20 protein-coding genes are annotated in these 17,750 nt (G+C 72.0%); 4 read left to right on the top strand and 16 right to left on the bottom strand.

From position 1 onward, the window contains the following. Window positions 1–2: 2 nt before the first annotated feature. The 6 genes from mutM to E9228_RS00180 form a co-directional block, all read right to left on the bottom strand. The gene (mutM, locus tag E9228_RS00205; RefSeq protein ID WP_166778651.1) at window positions 3–1,013 is read right to left on the bottom strand and encodes a bifunctional DNA-formamidopyrimidine glycosylase/DNA-(apurinic or apyrimidinic site) lyase; all 1,011 of its coding nucleotides are present in this window, start codon (window positions 1,011–1,013) and stop codon (window positions 3–5) included. Between the two features lie 4 nt (window positions 1,014–1,017). After that, window positions 1,018–1,749, bottom strand: a complete 732-nt coding sequence (rnc, locus tag E9228_RS00200; RefSeq protein WP_166778650.1) for a ribonuclease III — start codon at window positions 1,747–1,749, stop codon at window positions 1,018–1,020. Window positions 1,750–1,762: 13 nt separating this feature from the next. Continuing rightward, window positions 1,763–1,966 (bottom strand): 50S ribosomal protein L32, encoded by a 204-nt coding sequence (gene rpmF / locus E9228_RS00195; protein ID WP_110902027.1) that lies wholly within the window; start codon window positions 1,964–1,966, stop codon window positions 1,763–1,765. Between the two features lie 47 nt (window positions 1,967–2,013). Continuing rightward, window positions 2,014–2,628 (bottom strand): YceD family protein, encoded by a 615-nt coding sequence (locus E9228_RS00190; protein WP_341849707.1) that lies wholly within the window; start codon window positions 2,626–2,628, stop codon window positions 2,014–2,016. Between the two features lie 68 nt (window positions 2,629–2,696). After that, window positions 2,697–3,185, bottom strand: coding sequence for a pantetheine-phosphate adenylyltransferase (coaD, locus tag E9228_RS00185; protein WP_166778649.1), 489 nt, complete (start codon window positions 3,183–3,185; stop codon window positions 2,697–2,699). A 70-nt stretch (window positions 3,186–3,255) separates the two neighbouring features. Continuing rightward, the gene (locus E9228_RS00180) at window positions 3,256–5,487 is read right to left on the bottom strand and encodes an ATP-dependent DNA helicase RecG (protein ID WP_166778648.1); all 2,232 of its coding nucleotides are present in this window, start codon (window positions 5,485–5,487) and stop codon (window positions 3,256–3,258) included. A gap of 189 nt (window positions 5,488–5,676) precedes the next feature. On the opposite strand from E9228_RS00180, the gene E9228_RS00175 reads away from it, so the two are divergent. Next, entirely contained in the window at window positions 5,677–6,243 is a 567-nt protein-coding gene (locus tag E9228_RS00175) for an RsmD family RNA methyltransferase (RefSeq protein ID WP_166778647.1), read from the top strand. Between the two features lie 9 nt (window positions 6,244–6,252). Here the strand turns inward: E9228_RS00175 and thiL are convergent, their stop codons facing one another. Continuing rightward, on the bottom strand, window positions 6,253–7,254 hold the full coding sequence (gene thiL / locus E9228_RS00170) for a thiamine-phosphate kinase (protein ID WP_166779315.1): 1,002 nt from the start codon (window positions 7,252–7,254) through the stop codon (window positions 6,253–6,255). Window positions 7,255–7,338: 84 nt separating this feature from the next. On the opposite strand from thiL, the gene E9228_RS00165 reads away from it, so the two are divergent. Further along, window positions 7,339–7,848: a DUF3515 family protein gene (locus E9228_RS00165; RefSeq protein WP_166778646.1), complete on the top strand. Its 510-nt coding sequence runs from the start codon at window positions 7,339–7,341 to the stop codon at window positions 7,846–7,848. A 183-nt stretch (window positions 7,849–8,031) separates the two neighbouring features. On the opposite strand, the gene E9228_RS00160 is transcribed toward E9228_RS00165, so the two are convergent. From E9228_RS00160 to leuC, 6 genes are all read right to left on the bottom strand, one after another. After that, on the bottom strand, window positions 8,032–9,177 hold the full coding sequence (locus tag E9228_RS00160) for a D-alanine--D-alanine ligase family protein (protein ID WP_166778645.1): 1,146 nt from the start codon (window positions 9,175–9,177) through the stop codon (window positions 8,032–8,034). Between the two features lie 31 nt (window positions 9,178–9,208). Next, the gene (locus E9228_RS00155; protein ID WP_166779314.1) at window positions 9,209–10,222 is read right to left on the bottom strand and encodes an NAD(P)H-dependent glycerol-3-phosphate dehydrogenase; all 1,014 of its coding nucleotides are present in this window, start codon (window positions 10,220–10,222) and stop codon (window positions 9,209–9,211) included. A 106-nt stretch (window positions 10,223–10,328) separates the two neighbouring features. Further along, window positions 10,329–11,141, bottom strand: a complete 813-nt coding sequence (locus tag E9228_RS00150) for a lysophospholipid acyltransferase family protein (protein ID WP_166778644.1) — start codon at window positions 11,139–11,141, stop codon at window positions 10,329–10,331. Continuing rightward, window positions 11,138–12,505 carry a UDP-N-acetylglucosamine 1-carboxyvinyltransferase gene (gene murA / locus E9228_RS00145; protein WP_166778643.1) on the bottom strand — a complete coding sequence of 456 codons (1,368 nt, stop codon included), beginning with the start codon at window positions 12,503–12,505 and terminating at the stop codon, window positions 11,138–11,140. The genes E9228_RS00150 and murA overlap by 4 nt, the downstream gene beginning before the upstream one ends. Beyond that, window positions 12,505–13,101 carry a 3-isopropylmalate dehydratase small subunit gene (leuD, locus tag E9228_RS00140; protein ID WP_166778642.1) on the bottom strand — a complete coding sequence of 199 codons (597 nt, stop codon included), beginning with the start codon at window positions 13,099–13,101 and terminating at the stop codon, window positions 12,505–12,507. Before leuD ends, murA begins: the two co-directional genes overlap by 1 nt. Continuing rightward, window positions 13,101–14,552, bottom strand: a complete 1,452-nt coding sequence (gene leuC, locus E9228_RS00135; RefSeq protein ID WP_166778641.1) for a 3-isopropylmalate dehydratase large subunit — start codon at window positions 14,550–14,552, stop codon at window positions 13,101–13,103. The genes leuD and leuC overlap by 1 nt, the downstream gene beginning before the upstream one ends. Window positions 14,553–14,699: 147 nt before the next feature. Between leuC and E9228_RS00130 the strand changes: the two genes are divergently transcribed. Both E9228_RS00130 and E9228_RS00125 read left to right on the top strand, forming a co-directional pair. Continuing rightward, entirely contained in the window at window positions 14,700–15,767 is a 1,068-nt protein-coding gene (locus tag E9228_RS00130) for an FUSC family protein (protein WP_166778640.1), read from the top strand. A gap of 49 nt (window positions 15,768–15,816) precedes the next feature. Further along, window positions 15,817–16,242 (top strand): GNAT family N-acetyltransferase, encoded by a 426-nt coding sequence (locus E9228_RS00125; RefSeq protein WP_166778639.1) that lies wholly within the window; start codon window positions 15,817–15,819, stop codon window positions 16,240–16,242. Window positions 16,243–16,309: 67 nt separating this feature from the next. Here E9228_RS00125 and E9228_RS00120 read toward each other — a convergent pair whose 3' ends face one another. From E9228_RS00120 to E9228_RS00110, 3 genes are read right to left on the bottom strand one after another with little or no spacing between them, the layout of a single operon-like run. Next, window positions 16,310–16,912, bottom strand: a complete 603-nt coding sequence (locus tag E9228_RS00120) for a histidine phosphatase family protein (protein WP_166778638.1) — start codon at window positions 16,910–16,912, stop codon at window positions 16,310–16,312. Next, window positions 16,909–17,283, bottom strand: a complete 375-nt coding sequence (gene crcB / locus E9228_RS00115; protein WP_166778637.1) for a fluoride efflux transporter CrcB — start codon at window positions 17,281–17,283, stop codon at window positions 16,909–16,911. Before crcB ends, E9228_RS00120 begins: the two co-directional genes overlap by 4 nt. Then, window positions 17,280–17,738, bottom strand: coding sequence for a fluoride efflux transporter FluC (locus E9228_RS00110; protein ID WP_166778636.1), 459 nt, complete (start codon window positions 17,736–17,738; stop codon window positions 17,280–17,282). The genes crcB and E9228_RS00110 overlap by 4 nt, the downstream gene beginning before the upstream one ends. Window positions 17,739–17,750 lie beyond the last annotated feature (12 nt).

Below are 17,750 nucleotides of genomic sequence, written 5' to 3'. Positions count from 1 at the left end.
GGCTAACGCAGGCGGGCCCTGGGCCTCGGTTGGCACACGGGACAACGGTGGCTCGAGCGGTTCATCCACGGCTCGCGCACGATCGGCGTGCCGCACCGTGGGCACGGCTGACCCTGCTGTCCGTACACCGCGAGGCGCTGCGAGAAGTAGCCGGACTGCCCGTTCACGTTGACGTACTGCGCGTCGAAGCTCGTGCCACCGTCCTCGAGCGCGCGGCGCAGCACCGCCCGGACCTCGTCGAGGAGCCCGCGGAGGGTCGCACGCGGCAGCCGGTCGGCCGGACGGTCGTGGTGGAGCTTCGCGGCCCACAGCGACTCGTCGGCGTAGATGTTCCCGATGCCGCTGACGACGCCCTGGTCGAGCAGGACCCGCTTGATGCCGCTCGACCGCTTGCGCGCGGCGGCGAGGAACCGGTCGTCGTCGAACGCGGGGTCGAGCGGGTCGCGGGCGATGTGCGACACCTGGAACGGGATCCGGCGACGCCAGGCCGCGTCGGGGTCGAGCGTGTCGACGGCACCGGCGAGCCCTGCGGGAGCCCCGTCCAGCGTCGGCAGCATCCGGTCGATCGCCATCGACCCGAAGGTCCGCTGGTCGACGAATTCGAGCTGGACGGGCGCCTCGGCAGCGCCGTCTCGGTCCGTGCCGGGAGGCTGCACGTCGAGCACGATGCGGCGGTGCCGGGCTGCGGGGCGGTCGCGGCCGAGCAGGATCTGGCCGCTCATGCCGAGGTGGGCGACGAGGGCCTCGGGGTGCGCGTCGGCTGCTGCTCGGGGCTGCGCGTCGGCCGCTGGTCCGGGCTGCGCATCGTCGAGCAGGGGGAACCACATGAACTTGCCACGGCGGACGGCAGCGGCGATCGTCCGCCCGGTCAGGCGGTGTGCGAAGTCCTCGGCCGGCCCGTCGTGCCGGGTGAGGGCACGCTCGTCGAGCACCTCGACGTGGAGCACCCGTGCACCGGTGACCGCGGGTTCGAGACCGGCGCGGACGACCTCGACCTCGGGGAGTTCGGGCACCTGGTCAGGCCCCGGTGGTCCGCCCGGACAGTCGCGTCCAGGCGTCGAGCGCGGCCGACATCTCGGCGGTCTTCTTGCTCGTCCCGGTGCCGGTGGCGATGTCCTCGCCCTGCAGCACGACGGTGGCGTGGAAGGTCTTGTCGTGGTCCGGACCCGCTTCGGTGATGCGGTACGCGGGGTTGCCCAGGGTCAGCGACGCGGCGAGTTCCTGCAGGCTCGTCTTCGGGTCCATCGCCGCACCGAACCGGGCGGGGTCGACGAGCAGTGGCGCGACGAGGCGCAGCACCAGGTCGGTGGCGGCGTCGGCTCCGGCGGACAGGTAGGTCGCACCGATCACGGCCTCGACCGTGTCGGCGAGGATGGAGGACTTGCCGCGGCCTCCGGTCTGCTCCTCGCCCTTGCCGAGCCGGAGGAAGACACCGAGCCCGATGTGCCGACCGATCTCGGCCAGGGCCACCGTCGAGACGAGGCTGGCGCGCCGCTTGGCGAGCTCGCCCTCGTCGAGCTCCGGGTAGTCCCGGAAAAGTTTGACCGTGACGGCCTGCCCGAGGATGGAGTCGCCGAGGAACTCCAGCCGCTCGTTGTGCCGGATGCCACCGTGCTCGTACGCGTACGAGCGGTGGGTCAGCGCGAGCTGGAGGAGCTCGAGGTCCACCGGGACACCGAGCAGGTCACGAAGACGAACGACGTCCGGCCCCACGGGGCTGGACCCCGCGGCGCCGGACGTCGCAGTCATGAGTGCTGTCCGATCAGACGTCGGCGACCTTGCGGCCCTTGTACTCCATGTACAGGGGGGTGCCGGCGGAGTCCTCGACGACCTTCGCACGGTGCGGGAGGCTGTAGACGACCTTGCCGTTCTCGATCGTCTTCACGAGCTGGACCGGTGCGGCCTTCCACTGCGATCGACGGGCGTGCGTGTTCGCACGGGACTGCTTGCGCTTCGGGACGGCCATGGTGGTTCTCTTTCGTTTGGTCGGTGGTCAGTCGCGGATGGTGGCGGTCACTCGGCCTGGTCGGCCGGCGCCCGCTCCTCATCCGCGGTGGTCTGGTCAGCGGCGTGGTGCCCGCTGGGGTTCTGGTGCTCGTTGCTGTCGTTGCTGTCGAACTGGATCCCGCCGAGCGCTGCCCAACGGGGATCGGTGACCGACGGAGCCGGTCGTTCGCCGATGTCCGCCAGGCGCTCACCCGTCACCGGGTCGAGTCCTGGACAGTCCGGTCGGCAGAGCGGGGTGAACGGCAGCGACAGCACCACCGCGTCTCGAACCACCGGTTCACAGTCCACGTGGTCTTCGTGAACCTGGTAGTCGAATTCCTCCGAGGCATCATACGCGAACAGTTCCGCGAATTCGACCTCGATGGGCTCGCTGATGTCGATGAGGCAGCGCGAGCACTCCCCCGTCGCCTCGGCCCGGGCGTGTCCGGAGACCAGGACGCCCTCGTGCAGGCCCTCGAGCTTGACGTCGAGGTGCATCTGGTCGCCCTCGCGCACCGCGATCAGACCGGCGCCGAGCGTGCTCGGCACGGCGATGTCGACCGAGACCTCGCGCATGTCGCCCGCACGCTGTGCGAGGTCACGCACACGCAGGGCGTAGGGGCTGTTCACGGGGGAAGACACGATCAACCAGCCTAGCGCGCCTGAGCCGAGGAGTCGAGCACCCGACGCGTGTCGGGGTGGTGTCGGCCTCAGTGCCGGTCGGCGAGCGCGCGGGCGACGACCTGGGGAACGTACGGCGTGACGTCCCCGCCCAGGCCCGAGACCTGCCGGATCAGCGAGCTCGACACGTGCGCCCGTGCGGCGTCCGGCAGCAGGAACACCGTCTCGACCCCGGCCAGGTGGCGGTTCATGATCGCCATCGGGGTCTCGTACGCCACGTCCTCGCCGGAGCGGACGCCCTTCACCAGGATCTTCGAGCCGACCTGACGGCAGTAGTCGACGAGGAGCCCGGCGGTCCACTCCCCGACCACGACCGTGCCGGGCACGCCGACCTCGGTCAGGGACTCCTCGATCAGACGCACCCGGTCGCCGGCGTCGAACAGCGCGGCCTTCTTGTCGGGGTTGTGGACGACGAGCACGTGGACCTCGTCGAACAGCTCCGCCGCACGGGCGATGACGTCGAGGTGGCCCAACGTCACGGGATCGAAGGAACCGGGCACCACGGCGATCTTCGTCATGCAGGCGACCATACCGACCCGGTCCTGACCCGCCGCGGCGCCGTCCGGCCTCGTGCCGATCGCGTCCCGGTCAGTTCTTGCCGAGGAACGCCGCGTCGGACTCGTCCAGTCGCCGTGCCAGGGCGTCCAGCAGCGCCGGGCTGCCGCTGAGGTCCGGGTCGCGCTCGAGGAGCCGCTCGGCCTCTTCGCGGGCGTCGATGATGACGTCCGCGTGCTGCACCACCCGCAGCAGGGTGAGCGAGGACCGTCCGCCGGACTGGCGTTCACCGAGGACGTCGCCCTCGCGGCGGAGCTCCAAGTCGACCCGTGCCAGTTCGAACCCGTCGTCGGACGCCGCGACGGCGTCGACCCGCTCGCGCGAGACCGTTTCGGCCTCGGCGTGGGTGACGAGCAGGCAGACGCCGGCGTACTGCCCGCGGCCGATGCGTCCACGCAACTGGTGCAGCTGCGAGACGCCGAACCGGTCGGCGTCGAGGACCGCCATCATCGAGGCGTTCGGCACGTCCACACCGACCTCGATCACCGTCGTGGCGACGAGGACGTCGACGGCGCCGTCGGCGAAGGACGTCATCACCCGGTCCTTCTCCTCCGAGGTCATCCGTCCGTGCAGGACCTCGATCCGACGTCCCTGGAGCACGGGCATCGTCCGCATCCGTTCGGCGGTCGCCGTCACGGTGGCGGGCTTCCGGGCCGGCGTGCCCTCCGGATCGCCGTCGGCCGTCGGACCGGGTGCACCGTCGTCCTCGGCGTGCGCGTCGTCGATGGCCGGGCAGACCACGAACGCCTGCCGACCGTCGGCCAGTTCCTCGGCCATCCGCGTCCAGATCCGGGACTCCCACCCGGGGTGCTCGGCCAGGCCGACGGTGAAGGTCTCCACCCCGGCGCGACCGGAGGGCATGCCCTGGATGGTCGAGACGTCGAGGTCACCGAACACCGTCATCGCGACCGTGCGCGGGATCGGCGTGGCCGTGAGCACGAGCACGTGCGGCGGGGTCGCGCCCTTCGTCCGCAGGGCCTCACGCTGCTCGACGCCGAAGCGGTGCTGCTCGTCGACGACCACCAGCCCGAGCTCGGCGAAGTCCACGCGGTCACCGAGGAGCGCGTGCGTCCCGACGACGAGGCGGGAGCCGCCGGAGGCCGCCGCCAGCAGCGCCCGTCGGCGTTCGTCGGTCGACTGCGAACCGGTCAGGATCACCGGACGGAGCGCCGCCGCCAGGTCGGGGCCGAGGAACTTCACGATCGACCGGAGGTGCTGCGCGGCCAGGACCTCCGTCGGGGCGATCAGGGCGGACTGTCCGCCGGACTCCGCCACGGTGAGCATCGCCCGGATGGCCACGAGGGTCTTGCCGGAACCGACCTCACCCTGCACGAGCCGGTGCATCGGCCAGGTGCCCGCCATGTCCTGGGCGATCTCCGCGCCGACGGTCCGCTGGTCGTCGGTGAGCGTGAACGGCAGGGTCGCGTCGAACCGCTCGAGGATGCCACCAGGAGCCGCGACCCGCGCCACCGACGCCGTCGCACGCGCCGCGATCCGGCGCTGCACCAGGGCGGTCTGCAGCACGAACGCCTCGCGGTAGCGCAGGGCGTCCTGGGCGCGCTTGAAGTCCGCGACCTTCTCGGGTCGGTGCAGCATCTCGAGTGCCCTCCGGAACGGCACCAGGTCGAGGCGCGTCCGTACCGACGCGGGGATCGGGTCGGCGACGTCCGGCAGGGTGTCGAGGACGATCCCCATCGCCTTGGCGATCTGCCACGAGGACAGCGACGCGGTGGCCGGGTAGATCGGGATCGGCTGGCGGGAGAAGCGGATGGCCTCGTCCGACTCCGGGTCCGCCGTCGCCCGGGGGTCGTCGGCGTCGAAGAGTTCGTAGTCCGGGTGGGCCAGCTGCCGGGCGCCGCGGTAGTCGCCGACCTTGCCCGCGAAGATGCCCCGAGCGCCGACCACGAGGTCCTTCGTGCGCCAGCCCTGGTTGAAGAACGTCAGCGTCAGCAGGCCCTTGCCGTCCCCGATCTTCGCTTCGAGGATCGATCCCCGACGTGCCCGCATCGTGCGCTCGCGGACCTCGACCACCTCGGCGACGATCGTGACGGGCTCGCCGATCGCCAGGGAGTCGAGGGCGGTCAGCGCACCGCGTTCGGCGTAGCGCCGGGGTGCGTGCTCGAGGAACTCCCCGACTGTCCGGTGCCCGAAGGCCTTCTCGATCGCCTTCGCGGTCCGGCCGCCGACGACGTTCGCCAGCTTCACGTCGAGCGGCGCCGGTCCCCACTGGACGTCGGGCGTGGCGGGCGCGGAACCATCAGGCACGGAACCTGCAGGCACGGAACCGTCCGGCACGGGGCCGTCGGGCACGGGGCCGTCGGGGGTCGTCGGAGCGGTGTCGGCGCGGGAGGTGACCACAGGCCAACGGTACCCGGCACGACCGACCTGCCCCGGGCCTCCCGGACGCCTGTGGAGAACGCCGGACGGCCGTCGATCGCCCGCTACGGTGGCTGCATGACCCGCATCATCGCCGGCGCCGCCGGCTCCACGACGCTCCGGGTGCCGAAGTCCGGCACCCGGCCGACGAGCGACCGCGTGCGCGAAGCGCTCTTCTCGTCGCTCGAGTCGCGCGGGCTGATCGACGACACGTCGGTCGCGGACCTCTATGCCGGCACCGGGGCGCTCGGACTCGAAGCGGCGTCCCGGGGTGCGGTGGAGGTCTCGCTCGTCGACCGCGCGGCACCCGCAGCGGCCGCGTGCCGAGAGAACGCGAAGGCGGTGCAGAAGCGTGTACCGGGGGTCCGCATCGCGGTGCACGCGCAACCGGCGCTCGGGTACCTCCGGACCACGGCCAAGACGTTCGACCTGGTGTTCATCGACCCGCCGTACGAGGTCCCCGAGTCGGAACTCACCGATGTGCTCGACGCACTCGTGTCCCGCCTCACCCCGGAAGCGGTCGTCGTCGTCGAACGGGGCACCCGGTCGCCGGAGCCGACCTGGCCCGCCGGCCTCACGGCGTTCAGCAAGCGGTCCTGGGGCGACACCGTCGCGTGGGAGGCCGTGGCGGACGCCGCCGGCTGAGCCCGGCGTTCAGCCCGCAGCGCCGTCCCAGTCGGCGTACGGGTCCCAGCCCGTCGTCGGGACCACGTCCCCGCCGCGCACCAGGTCGGCGCCGTGACTGGCGTCGCTGCGCGCGGTGACCACTCCGATGCGTCGGAACCCACCCGGGAGGTCCGTCCCGGCCGGGAAGGTCGCCAACAGCCCGTGGTCCTCGCCGCCGTGCAGCGCGACCGGGTCCAGCGCCGGCTCGACGTCGAGCTCCAGCGTCACCCCGCTCGCTCGGGCCAGTCGGCCGGCGTCGATCGCGAGACCGTCCGAGAGGTCGAGCATGGCGGTCGCCCCGGCAGCGGCCGCGAGCGGCCCGTCGGCGATCGGTGGGACCGGGCGGCGCTGTCGGGCGACGTCGGGGTCGGTGTCCGCCCCGCTCGCCCGCACCCGGTCGGCGTCCGGCTCACCGGTGTCGTCGACCCCGGCACGGAACAGGCGGGCGAGACCTCGCGCGGCCGGTCCGAGCTCCCCGGAGACCGCCAGGACGTCACCGGGGCGCGCGCCGGAACGGACGACGGGGGCGCGTCCACCGAGGTCGCCGAACGCGGTCACGGTCAGCGAGAACGTGGCCGAGGTCGACAGGTCACCGCCGACGACCCCGATGCCGGGGGCGAGGGCTTCGATCGCGAGTCGGAACCCGTCGGCGATGCCCTCGAGCACGGCCACCGGGGTCTCCTGCGGGGCGGCGATGGCGACGACGAGGCCCGACGGCACCGCACCCATCGCGGCGACGTCGGAGAGGTTCGTGGCGGCGGCCTTCCAGCCGACGTCCTCCGGCGAGGACCACGCCCACCGGAAGTCGGGGCCGTGCACCATCATGTCCGTGGTCACGACGAACCGTCCGTCGGGAGCGGCGACGATCGCACAGTCGTCGCCCGGACCCAGCAGCGGCGATCCGGGCGGCAGGCGTCGGGTGACCCGGTCGAGCACCGCCAGTTCCCCCAGTGCCCCCACCGTCGATGCAGCGGCCGTCGGTGCGGTCACCGTCGGAGCCGCCGCCGTCCGGGCCCGGCCGTCGGGGCTCTGCTCGTGCGTCGCGTCCACACGAGAACGGTAACCTGGACGCCGATGGACACCGCACCCCGCCGCCCCCGGACCGCCACCCGCAGCCGGCTGGGCAGCGCTCTCGGTGGCCTCGTCCTCGCTGCGGCGGTCGTCGTGGGTCTCACCGGCTGCACGAACGCGGTCGCCATGCAGGCCGCCCCCTCGGCGAACGCCGCCGCCTGCGCCGGTGCGCAGGTCCGGCTGCCGGCGACGCTGAACGGCACGCTCCCGCTGCGGAACACCTCGGCGCAGGCGACCGCCGCATGGGGTTCCCCCGCGGCGGTGCTGTACCACTGCGGCGTCGCCGTGCCGACGGTGTCCGACCTGCCGTGCTTCGCGCAGGGCTCGGTCGACTGGATCCGGGACGCCCGGGGGCAGAACGTCGTCTACACGACGTTCGGCCGGTCCCCGGCGGTGCAGGTCGTCATCGACACGAAGCGTGCCACGGCGGACGCCCTGCAGGACCTCGGCGACGCGGTGTCGACCCTGCCGAAGGACGGACACCGCTGCCTCGATCCGCAGGACGTCAGCTAGGGCGCTCGGCCGCAGGACGTCGGTCAGGGCGCTCGGCCGCAGGACGTCAGCCAGGGCGCTCGGCCGCAGGACGTCAGCCAGGGCGCTCGGCCGCAGGACGTCAGCCAGGGCGCTCGGCCGCAGAACGTCAGCCAGGGCGCTGGGCCGCAGGACGTCGGTCCGGACACACGGCGCCCCGGAGCGTCACCGGACCGCGATGCGTCCCAGCTCGATGAGCTCCGCGACGAGGTCCGGGTAGGCCAGGCCGGACGCTGCCCAGCACCGCGGGTACATCGAGAACGGCGTGAAGCCCGGCATCGTGTTGACCTCGTTGACCACGAAGCCGTCGTCGGTCAGGAAGCAGTCGACGCGCGCCAGTCCGGCACCGCCGATCGCCTCGAACGCCCGCGCACCGATCGACCGGATCTCGTCCGTCTCGGACTCGGTGAGCGGGGCCGGGCAGAGCAGCTGCTCGTCGCCGCCCAGGTACTTGGCCGTGAAGTCGTAGAAGCCGTCCTCGGCGACGACGATCTCACCCGGCAGGCTGGTCCGCGGCGTGCCGTCGCGGCCCTCCAGGACGGCGACCTCGACCTCGCGCCCGATCACCCGCGGCTCGACGATGACCTTGCTGTCGTGCTCGAACGCCAGGTCCATCGCCGCCCCGAGCTGGGCGGGGTCGTCGACGCGCGAGACGCCCATGCTCGATCCGGCCCGGGCGGGTTTGACGAAGAGCGGGAACCCGTGCGCGGCGACCGACTCGGCGACGTCGACCGGGTCGGACTGCCACTGCCGACGCAGCACGGTCGTCCACGGCGCGACGCGGAGGCCGGCGTGTTCGAGCACGGCCTTCGCGACGTGCTTGTCCATCGCCAGGGCGCTCGCGAGCACCCCGTCACCGACGTACGGCAGACCGGCGGTCTCGAGGAGGCCCTGGATCGTGCCGTCCTCACCGAACGGACCGTGCAGGATCGGGAACACCACGTCGACCGCTCCGAGGGACTCCACCGACCCGTCGGGCAGCTCGACGAACAGCTCACGGGAGTCGCCCGACACCGGGAACCGGACGCGGGTGCCGTTGTCCGGCACGGTCGGCAGCTCCTGGCCGCGCAGCGCCCAGTCCGACGGGTCGTCCGCCTGCAACGTGAAGGCGCCGTCCTTCGTGATGCCGATCGGCAGCAGGTCGTACCGGTCGCGGTCGACGACGTCCATGATCCCGCCGGCGGTCACGCAGCTGATCTCGTGCTCACTCGACCGCCCACCGAACAGCACGGCGACGGTGGTGCGCTCGTCGGCGTCGCTGACGACCAGCTCGGCGTCGGTCGGTTCGGGTGCGGGCGCGGTGCTGCTCATGGACGCTCCAAGCGGTGGGTACCGGGACCGGTCACTCGCCCTGGGGCTCGTCGGTCTCCGTGAGGTGCGGCGCGATGTTGCGCGGATCGAGCCTACCGGCGAGGACCTCGCCGACCTGCCCGACGATGGGCATGTCGACGCCGTTCGCCCGAGCCAGTTCGAGGATCGGCGCGACCGAGGCCAAGCCCTCCGCGGTCTGGTTCATCTGCCGGACGACCTCGTCGAAGCGGTACCCCTGGCCGAGCAGCCGGCCCGCGGTGTTGTTCCGCGAGAGCGGCGACTGGCAGGTCGCGATGAGGTCGCCGAGGCCCGCGAGCCCGGACAGCGTCGACGGCTGCGCGCCGAGGGACACGGCGAACTCGGTCATCTCGGCGAGGCCGCGGGTGATGATCGAAGCCTTGGTGTTCTCGCCGTAGCCCACCCCGTCGACGATGCCGATGGCCACCGCGATGAGGTTCTTGAGGACCCCGCCGAACTCCGTCCCGATGACGTCGGTGTTGATGAACGACCGGAAGTACGGGTTCGTCGCGACCGCGGCGACGGCGGTCGCGGTGTCGGCGCTCGAGGACGACACCACGGCGGCGGTGGGCTGCCGGCGCGCGATCTCGAGCGCCAGGTTCGGCCCACTGGCGACGGCGATGCGGTCCTGGTCGATGCCGAGGCCCTCGAGCAGCACTTCACTCATCCGCAGTCCGGTGGCCTTCTCGACACCCTTCATCAGGCTGACGACGGGCACGTCCGGCGGCAGGAGCTCGCGGATCGCGGCGAGGTTGGAGCGAAGGGTCTGGGACGGGACCGAGACGTACACCTGCTCGGCGCCGGCGAGCACCGCGGCGAGCGACGTCGACGCGGTCAGGGTGCGCGGCAGGTTGATGCCGGGCAGGTAGTCCGAGTTCCGCTTGGTCTCGGTGATCTCGCGTGCGACCTCCGGCCGGCGCGCCCAGACGACCGTCTCGGCACCGCCCTCGGCGAGGACCTTGGCGAACGTGGTCCCCCAGCTGCCGGCGCCGATCACGGCGACCCGCGGTCCGTCGGTCGACTGCATCACGACGCGGATCGCCGCGGTGTCGACCGCCCCGCGTGCGGCGACGGAGGGGTCCGGGTGGTCGTCGTGGGGTCGGAGACCGGGGGCGGTCCCCCGGTCGGCTGCGTCACTCAAACTTGCCGGTCTCCTTCTGGCGGTTCGCGCTCGGGTCCCAGCGCTTCGCCGGGGCCCGCTCGCCGCGGAGCTGCTCGACGAGCTTCGTGATCTCGGCCATCAGCGCGTCGGTGACCTCCTGCAGCAGCGCCTGGTCGATCGGCTTGCCCCGGTACGCCGACAGGTCCATCGGCTCGCCGAAGAGGATGTCGACGTGCGCCTTCCGGAACAGGTTGAGACGTTTCGAGTACCGCGGCAGGATCCGCTGCGTGCCCCAGTGCGCCATCGGGATGAGCGGCACGTCGTTCTCGAGCGCGATCCGGGCGGCACCGGTCTTGCCCCGCATCGGCCACAGGTCGGGGTCACGGGTGAGCGTGCCCTCGGGGTAGACGATGACGGCGCCACCGTTCCGGACGAGGCCACCGCCGCCCTGCAGCGGGTTGCTGGACCGCGTCCGCCCGGACCGTTCCACCGGGATCTGCCCCATGCCCGACATGAGCTTGCCGACGACGGGCACGTCGAAGATCGACGCCTTGGCCAGGAACAGCGGCGGTCGGCGGCTCACCCAGACGGCGGTGCCGACCACCAGCGGGTCGATGTTCGTGTAGTGGTTCGGTGCGAGCACGAACGCCCCGTCCGCCGGGAGGCGGTTCGGGCCGTGCCAGCGGTACGCCGCCACCCACCGGAACAACGGGATCACGAAGACCGAGGTGATCCGGAACGCGACGTTCAGGTCACCATGCTTCCAGCGCCTCCCGGGGTTCGGGAGGCCCGTGGTGACCTGGTCCACCGCACCGGCTCGGGCGTCGGCCGGCTCGGTGCTCATCCCGCGAAGTCGAAGTCCGCGCCGAGCTTGCGCAGCTTCGGGATGAAGTGCTCGTACCCGCGGCTGATGATGCCGACGTTCGTGATGTGCGACTCCCCCTCGGCGGTCAGCGCCGCGATGAGGTGGCTGAAGCCGCCGCGGAGGTCCGGGACGCGGACGTTCGCACCGTGCAGCTTCGTCGGGCCGGTGACGACGGCCGCCTGCTCGAAGGGGCGACGGGCGACGCGACGGTCGTGGCCGGGCAGGCCCTCCTTGTGCACGACGATGTCGGCACCCATCTCGTTGAGTGCGTCGGTGAAGCCGAAGCGGTTCTCGTAGACGGTCTCGTGCACGACGCTCTGGCCCTCGGCCTGCGTGAGCGCCACGACGAGCGGCTGCTGCCAGTCGGTCATGAAGCCGGGGTGCACGTCGGTCTCGATGACGACGGGCTTGAGGACGTCGAGCTCGCGGTAGAACCGGATGCCGTCGTCCTGGATGTCGAACCCGCCGCCGACCTTGCGGAAGACGTTGAGGAACGTCATGAGTTCCTGCTGCTTGGCGCCCTCGACGAAGATGTCGCCGTTCGTGGCCAGCGCGGCGGAGGCCCAGCTCGCTGCCTCGTTGCGGTCGTTGATCGCGCGGTGCGTGTACCCGCGCATCGACTTGACGCCCTCGATGAAGATCGTGCGGTTCGGCTCGACCGTGACGATCGCGCCCATCTTCTGCAGGATCGCGATGAGGTCCATGATCTCGGGCTCGATCGCGGCGTTGCGGAGCTCGGTGGTGCCCTCGGCGAGGACGGACGAGAGCAGGACCTGCTCGGTCGCGCCGACGCTCGGGTAGGGCAGTTCGATGTTCGCGCCCTTGAGGCCGTTCGGGGCCGTGATGTGGATGCCCGAGACCTGCTTGTCGACGACGGCGCCCATGGCGCGCAGCGCGTCGAGGTGGAAGTCGATCGGACGGTCGCCGATGCGGCAGCCCCCGAGGTCGGGGATGAACGCCTCGCCCAGCTTGTGCAGCAGCGGGCCGCAGAAGAGGATCGGGATGCGGCTCGAGCCGGCGTGCGCGTCGATCTCGGCGAAGTGCGCCGACTCGACACGGGACGGGTCGAGGATGAGCTCGCCGCGGGCCGGGTCGGTCACGCGGACGCCGTGCACCTCGAGCAGGCCGCGGACGACCTTCACGTCGGAGATGTCCGGGACGTCCTTGAGGATCGACGGGGTGTCGCCGAGGAGCGCCGCCACCATGGCCTTGGTCGCCAGGTTCTTCGCGCCACGGACCTCGATGCGCCCCACGAGGGGCTTGCCCCCGCGGATGACGATCTCGTCCGACTTCAACCCGACGCGCGCCCCTGCAGCTGCTGCGTCCTGTACGAGAGAGTTCACTACTTCACCGGCAATGTCTTCGGCCGCCAACTGGAGCGGCATTGTTCGAACTCCGTGATCGAGGTCTCGTCACGGAGGGTGAGCCCGATGTCGTCGAGCCCTTCCATCAACCGCCAACGAGTGTAAGCGTCGATCTCGAAAGCCACGTCCACGTCGCCGATCGACACGCGCTGTGTCGCGAGGTCCACCGTCGCCTCGATCCCCGGCTGCGCCTCGATGGCGGCCCACATCCGCTCGATCTCGGGCTCGGACACCATCGCGGTGACCAGTCCCTGCTTGCCGGCGTTGCCCTTGAAGATGTCCGCGAAACGGGGTGACACGACCACGCGGAAGCCGAAGTCACGCAGTGCCCACACCGCGTGCTCGCGGGAGGACCCGGTGCCGAAGTCCGGTCCGGCGACCAGGACCCGGGCGCCCTGGTAGGCGGGCTGGTTGAGCACGAACTCGGGGTCCTGGCGCCAACCCGAGAACAGTGCGTCCTCGAACCCGGTCTTCGTGACGCGCTTGAGGTAGACGGCCGGGATGATCTGGTCGGTGTCGACGTTCGACCGCTTCAGCGGTGCGGCGATGCCGGTGACGGTGCCGATCTTCTCCATCAGTGGTTCCCTCCAGCGGTCGCCGGCACGGCCAGGTGGGCGTCGTCGTCTTCCAGGTCCCACGGGCTCGAGAGCGTCCCGCGGACGGCGGTCGCGGCGGCGACCAGGGGCGAGACCAGGTGGGTCCGGCCGCCCTTGCCCTGCCGGCCCTCGAAGTTGCGGTTCGAGGTGGAGGCGCAGCGCTCCCCCGGCGCGAGCTGGTCGGGGTTCATGCCGAGGCACATCGAGCAGCCGGCGAAGCGCCACTCGGCCCCGAAGTCGGTGAACACCTTGTCGAGCCCCTCGGCCTCGGCCTCGAGCCGGACGCGCGCGGAGCCGGGTACGACCATCACGCGCACGCCCGGTGCCTTCTCGCGGCCCTCGATGACGGACGCGAACGCCCGGAGGTCCTCGATGCGGGAGTTCGTGCAGGAGCCCATGAAGACCGCGTCGACCGCGATGTCCTTCATCGGGGTGCCGGCCTGGATGTCCATGTACTCGAGCGCCCGGGACGCGGCGGCGCGGTCGTTCGGGTCGGCGTAGCTGGCCGGGTCCGGGACGGACTCCGACAGCGAGACGCCCTGGCCGGGGTTCGTGCCCCAGGTGACGAACGGTTCGAGCGTGTCCGCGTCGATGAAGACCTCGGCGTCGAAGACCGCGTCGTCGTCCGTGGCGAGGGTGTCCCAGTACGCGACGGCGTCGTCCCAGTCGGCACCGGTCGGGGCGTGGTCGCGGCCCTGCACGTAGTCGTACGTGGTCTGGTCGGGGGCGACCATGCCGGCGCGGGCGCCCGCTTCGATCGACATGTTGCAGATGGTCATCCGGCCCTCCATGGAGAGCGCCCGGATCGCCGACCCGCGGTACTCCAGCACGTAGCCCTGGCCGCCGCCGGTGCCGATCTGCGCGATCACGGCGAGGATGATGTCCTTCGCGGTGACGCCGGCGCGGAGCGTGCCCTCGACCGTGACGGCCATCGTCTTGAAGGGCTTCAGCGGCAGGGTCTGCGTCGCCAGGACGTGCTCGACCTCGCTGGTGCCGATGCCGAACGCCATCGCACCGAAGGCCCCGTGCGTGGAGGTGTGCGAGTCGCCGCACACGACCGTGATGCCCGGCATGCTGAGGCCGAGCTGCGGACCGACGACGTGCACGATCCCCTGCTCCTTGTCGCCGAGCGAGTGCAGGCGGACGCCGAACTCCGCGCAGTTGCGGCGGAGGGTCTCGATCTGGGTGCGGCTCGTCGGGTCCGCGATCGGACGGTCGATGGCGAGCGTCGGGGTGTTGTGGTCCTCGGTGGCGATGGTGAGGTCCAGGCGTCGCACCGGGCGACCGGCCTGACGGAGACCGTCGAAGGCCTGTGGGCTGGTCACCTCGTGCACGAGGTGGAGGTCGATGTACAGGAGGTCGGGGTTGCCGTCCTCCCCCTTGACGACGACGTGGTCGTCCCACACCTTCTCGGCGAGCGTCCTGCCCATGCCCGTGCCTCCTCGCTTCGCGTTCCGACACCGCTGTCGCGGCGCCGTCCGAGCACTCTAGCAGCTTGGTATACCAATCGCAGGCCGCCGGCCGGGAGGCCCGCCCCGAGTCGACGACACCCGTCGCGGTGAGAGGATGGTCCGGACATGACGACAGCTCCGCACTCGACCCGCACCGTCAACCTCGAGGGCGCAGCCCGCGCTGCGATCGCGGGCGGCGTCCCGCTCGCGCTGCTCATCGGACTCGGCATGCCGCAGTACGCCGCGTTCGCGATGTTCGCCGGTTTCACCGCGATCTTCGGCGCGACCGAGCCCTACCGGCAGCGTGCCGTGACCACCGGCGTCGCCGGGGCCCTGCAGGTCGCGTGCATGGCCGCGGGCATCGCGGTGTCGCTGCTCGGAGCGCCGCTCTGGCTGCAGGGCACCGGCCTCGTCGTGGTGCTCGTCGTCGCGGTGGCCACGCTCAGCGCCCTCCGGACGATCCCCGCCCAGCCGATCTTCCCGGTGTTCGCGTTCGTGGTGTCCGCCCTCGTCCCGCTGCGCACCGGCGACCTGCCGCTCGTCGCCACGATCATCCTCGGCTCGGTCGCCTGGGCATGGCTCGTCGCGATGTCCGGGGCGGCCTTCCGACGTGTCCTGCACCCGCACGCGCCGCACCGGTTCCGCCCGCTCGCGGACACGAAGCACCGGTCGCTGGCGGTCCTCGGCACGTCGGCGCTCTGGGAGACCATCGCGCTCAACGTCGTCGGCGCGCTCGTGGCCGGCACGGTCGCCGAGGTCCTGCCCGGTCTCGGCCACCCGTACTGGGCCGTGATCGCCGTCGTGTCGACGCTGCCGGCGCTCCGGCAGCGCCACACCGTCTCGCGCGCCGTGCAGCGTGTGGTCGGCACCGTCGGCGGCACCGTGGTCGCGGTCGGGATCCTGCTGCTCGAGCCCTCGGCGTGGTGGATCGTCGTCATCGCCGTCGTCGGGCAGTTCGCGGCCGAGATCTTCGTCGCCCGGAACTACGCCGTCTGCCTGCTCTTCCTCACGCCGCTGGCCCTGGCGGTGTCGTGGCTGAGCCTGCCCGAGGCGCCGGGGCTCCTGGCGCTCGACCGCATCGGACAGACGCTGCTCGGTGCCGTCGTGAGCGTGGTGCTCCTGGCGGTCGGACGCGCGGTCGAGCGACGGCGTGGACGGGCTCTGGGGGCGACCAGCAGCATCCGCACGGTCTGACCGCGGCGCGCCCGTCGGTCGCGGCGCGCCCGTCGGGCACGCTGGGGGCATGGACACGTCCGACGACTACACGCTGCTGCCGACCGCCCCACCGCTCGAGGACTACCTGCGTCTGCGGCGTGACTCCGGCCTGACACCGGTGACGGCCGAGCAGGGCGCGCCGGCGATCGCGGGCGCCTGGTCCGCGTGCCACGTCGTCGACGCCGCGGGCACGCCGGTCGCGATGGGCCGGGTGATCGGGGACGGCGGCTGGTACTTCCACGTCGTCGACGTCGCCACCGACCCGTCGCACCAGCGCCAGGGTCTCGGCCGCGCGGTCGTCGAGTGGCTCGTGGCGGACATCCGCGAGCGGGCTCCCGAGGGTCCGTACGTGTCACTCATCGGGGACCCGCCCGGGCAGCGGCTGTACCGGTCGCTCGGGTTCGAGGACGTCGCGCCGAGCATCGGCATGGGGATCGTCCTCGACGCGGACTGAGGCGCCGGAGGTCCGTTCGCGGGCCGGCGGGCGGCGGCTGACACCGCCGCCCGGGCTGGCGGCCGTCTCAGGACGGGGTGATGTTCCAGGCGTCGATGACGGGCCGGCCGTGCTCGTACCCGAGCGTGCTGACCGTCGCCGTGCCGAGCTTCAGCACCGCGCCGTCCTGCGGCGCCAGGCGGATCCACGCGGCACCGAGGGCGCGGAGGACGTGTCCGTGGGCGACGAAGATCGCGTCCTGGCCCTCGGCGAGGACGGGGCGGGCACGGTTGATGACCCGCTCGACGCGGACCCGCACCTCGGCGGCGTTCTCTCCGGGCGTGTCGCCGGCCGGGACGCCGTCGGTCCACAGGTCCCACGGACCGTGACGCTGGACCTTGATCTGCGGCGTCGTCAGCCCCTCGTACGCGCCGTAGTCCCACTCGTACAGGTCCTCGTCGAGCTCCGGGTCGACACCGATGATGCGAGCGGTCTCACGGGCACGGGCGAGGGGGCTCGACAGCGCGAGCGCGAAGTCGCGGTCCGCCAGGTAGCGGGCGGCGCGCTCGGCCTGCACGACGCCGTTCTCCGTCAACGGGATGTCGGTGCGGCCGGTGTGCTGCCCGCTCTTCGACCACTCCGTCTCTCCGTGGCGGACGAGGACGAGTTCGCCGGGGCGTTCCGAGGTCATGTGTTCCTTCCGAGCTGGAGGCCGAGCGCCGCAGCGCCGACCGAGACGACGAGCATGCCGAGGCCGTTCAGGACGGCGAGCCGGGTCTTGCCGGATCGGAGGAGCTGCACGGTCTCGACGCTCGCCGTCGAGAACGTCGTGTACCCACCCATCATGCCCGTCCCGAGCACGGCGACCATCGGGGCGGCGAGTGTGCCGGCCTCCCCCAGGCCCGTGACGAACCCGAGGACGAGCGATCCGGACACGTTGACGAGCAGCGTGCCGAGGGGGAAGCCCGTCACCCTGGTCTTGACGACCCCGTCCAGGACGAACCGGAGGGCCGCTCCGACACCGCCGCCGAGCGCGATGACCAGCAGGGTCAGGGGGGTCACCGCACGGCCCGCTTCGCCGAGGCGCCCGCGACCGCGAGGCCGGCGACCACCGCGGCGAGCCCGAGCACGACCGACAGCAGCGCGTACCCGCTGCCGGCCGCCCACCGACCGTCGTCGAGCAACCGCGCGGTGTCGTCGGCCAGGGTGCTGTACGTCGTGAACCCACCGAGCACGCCGGTGCCGAGGAACAGCCGGAGCGAGCGACGGTGTCCCTGGTCCGGCCCCCGGCGGGCGAAGGCCTCGAGCAGCAGGCCGAGGCAGAAGGCACCGACGACGTTGATCACGAGGATCGTCCAGCTGATCCCGTCGACGGCCGGGAGCGCCTGGGCGAGGAGTGCCCGGACCGCGGTGCCGACCGCCCCACCGAGTGCCACGAGGGCGATGAGCGACCAGCGGGCGTGCGGCGGTCGTTCCCCGGCTGGACGGCTCGCGCCTGCCTCGTCCGTGTCCCGCATGCGCCTCCGATC

This window comes from Curtobacterium salicis, from assembly GCF_011759505.1.
GTDB lineage: Bacteria > Actinomycetota > Actinomycetes > Actinomycetales > Microbacteriaceae > Curtobacterium > Curtobacterium salicis.
Note: the sequence above shows the minus strand (reverse complement) of the source record. Positions and strands in the feature narration are given on the sequence as shown.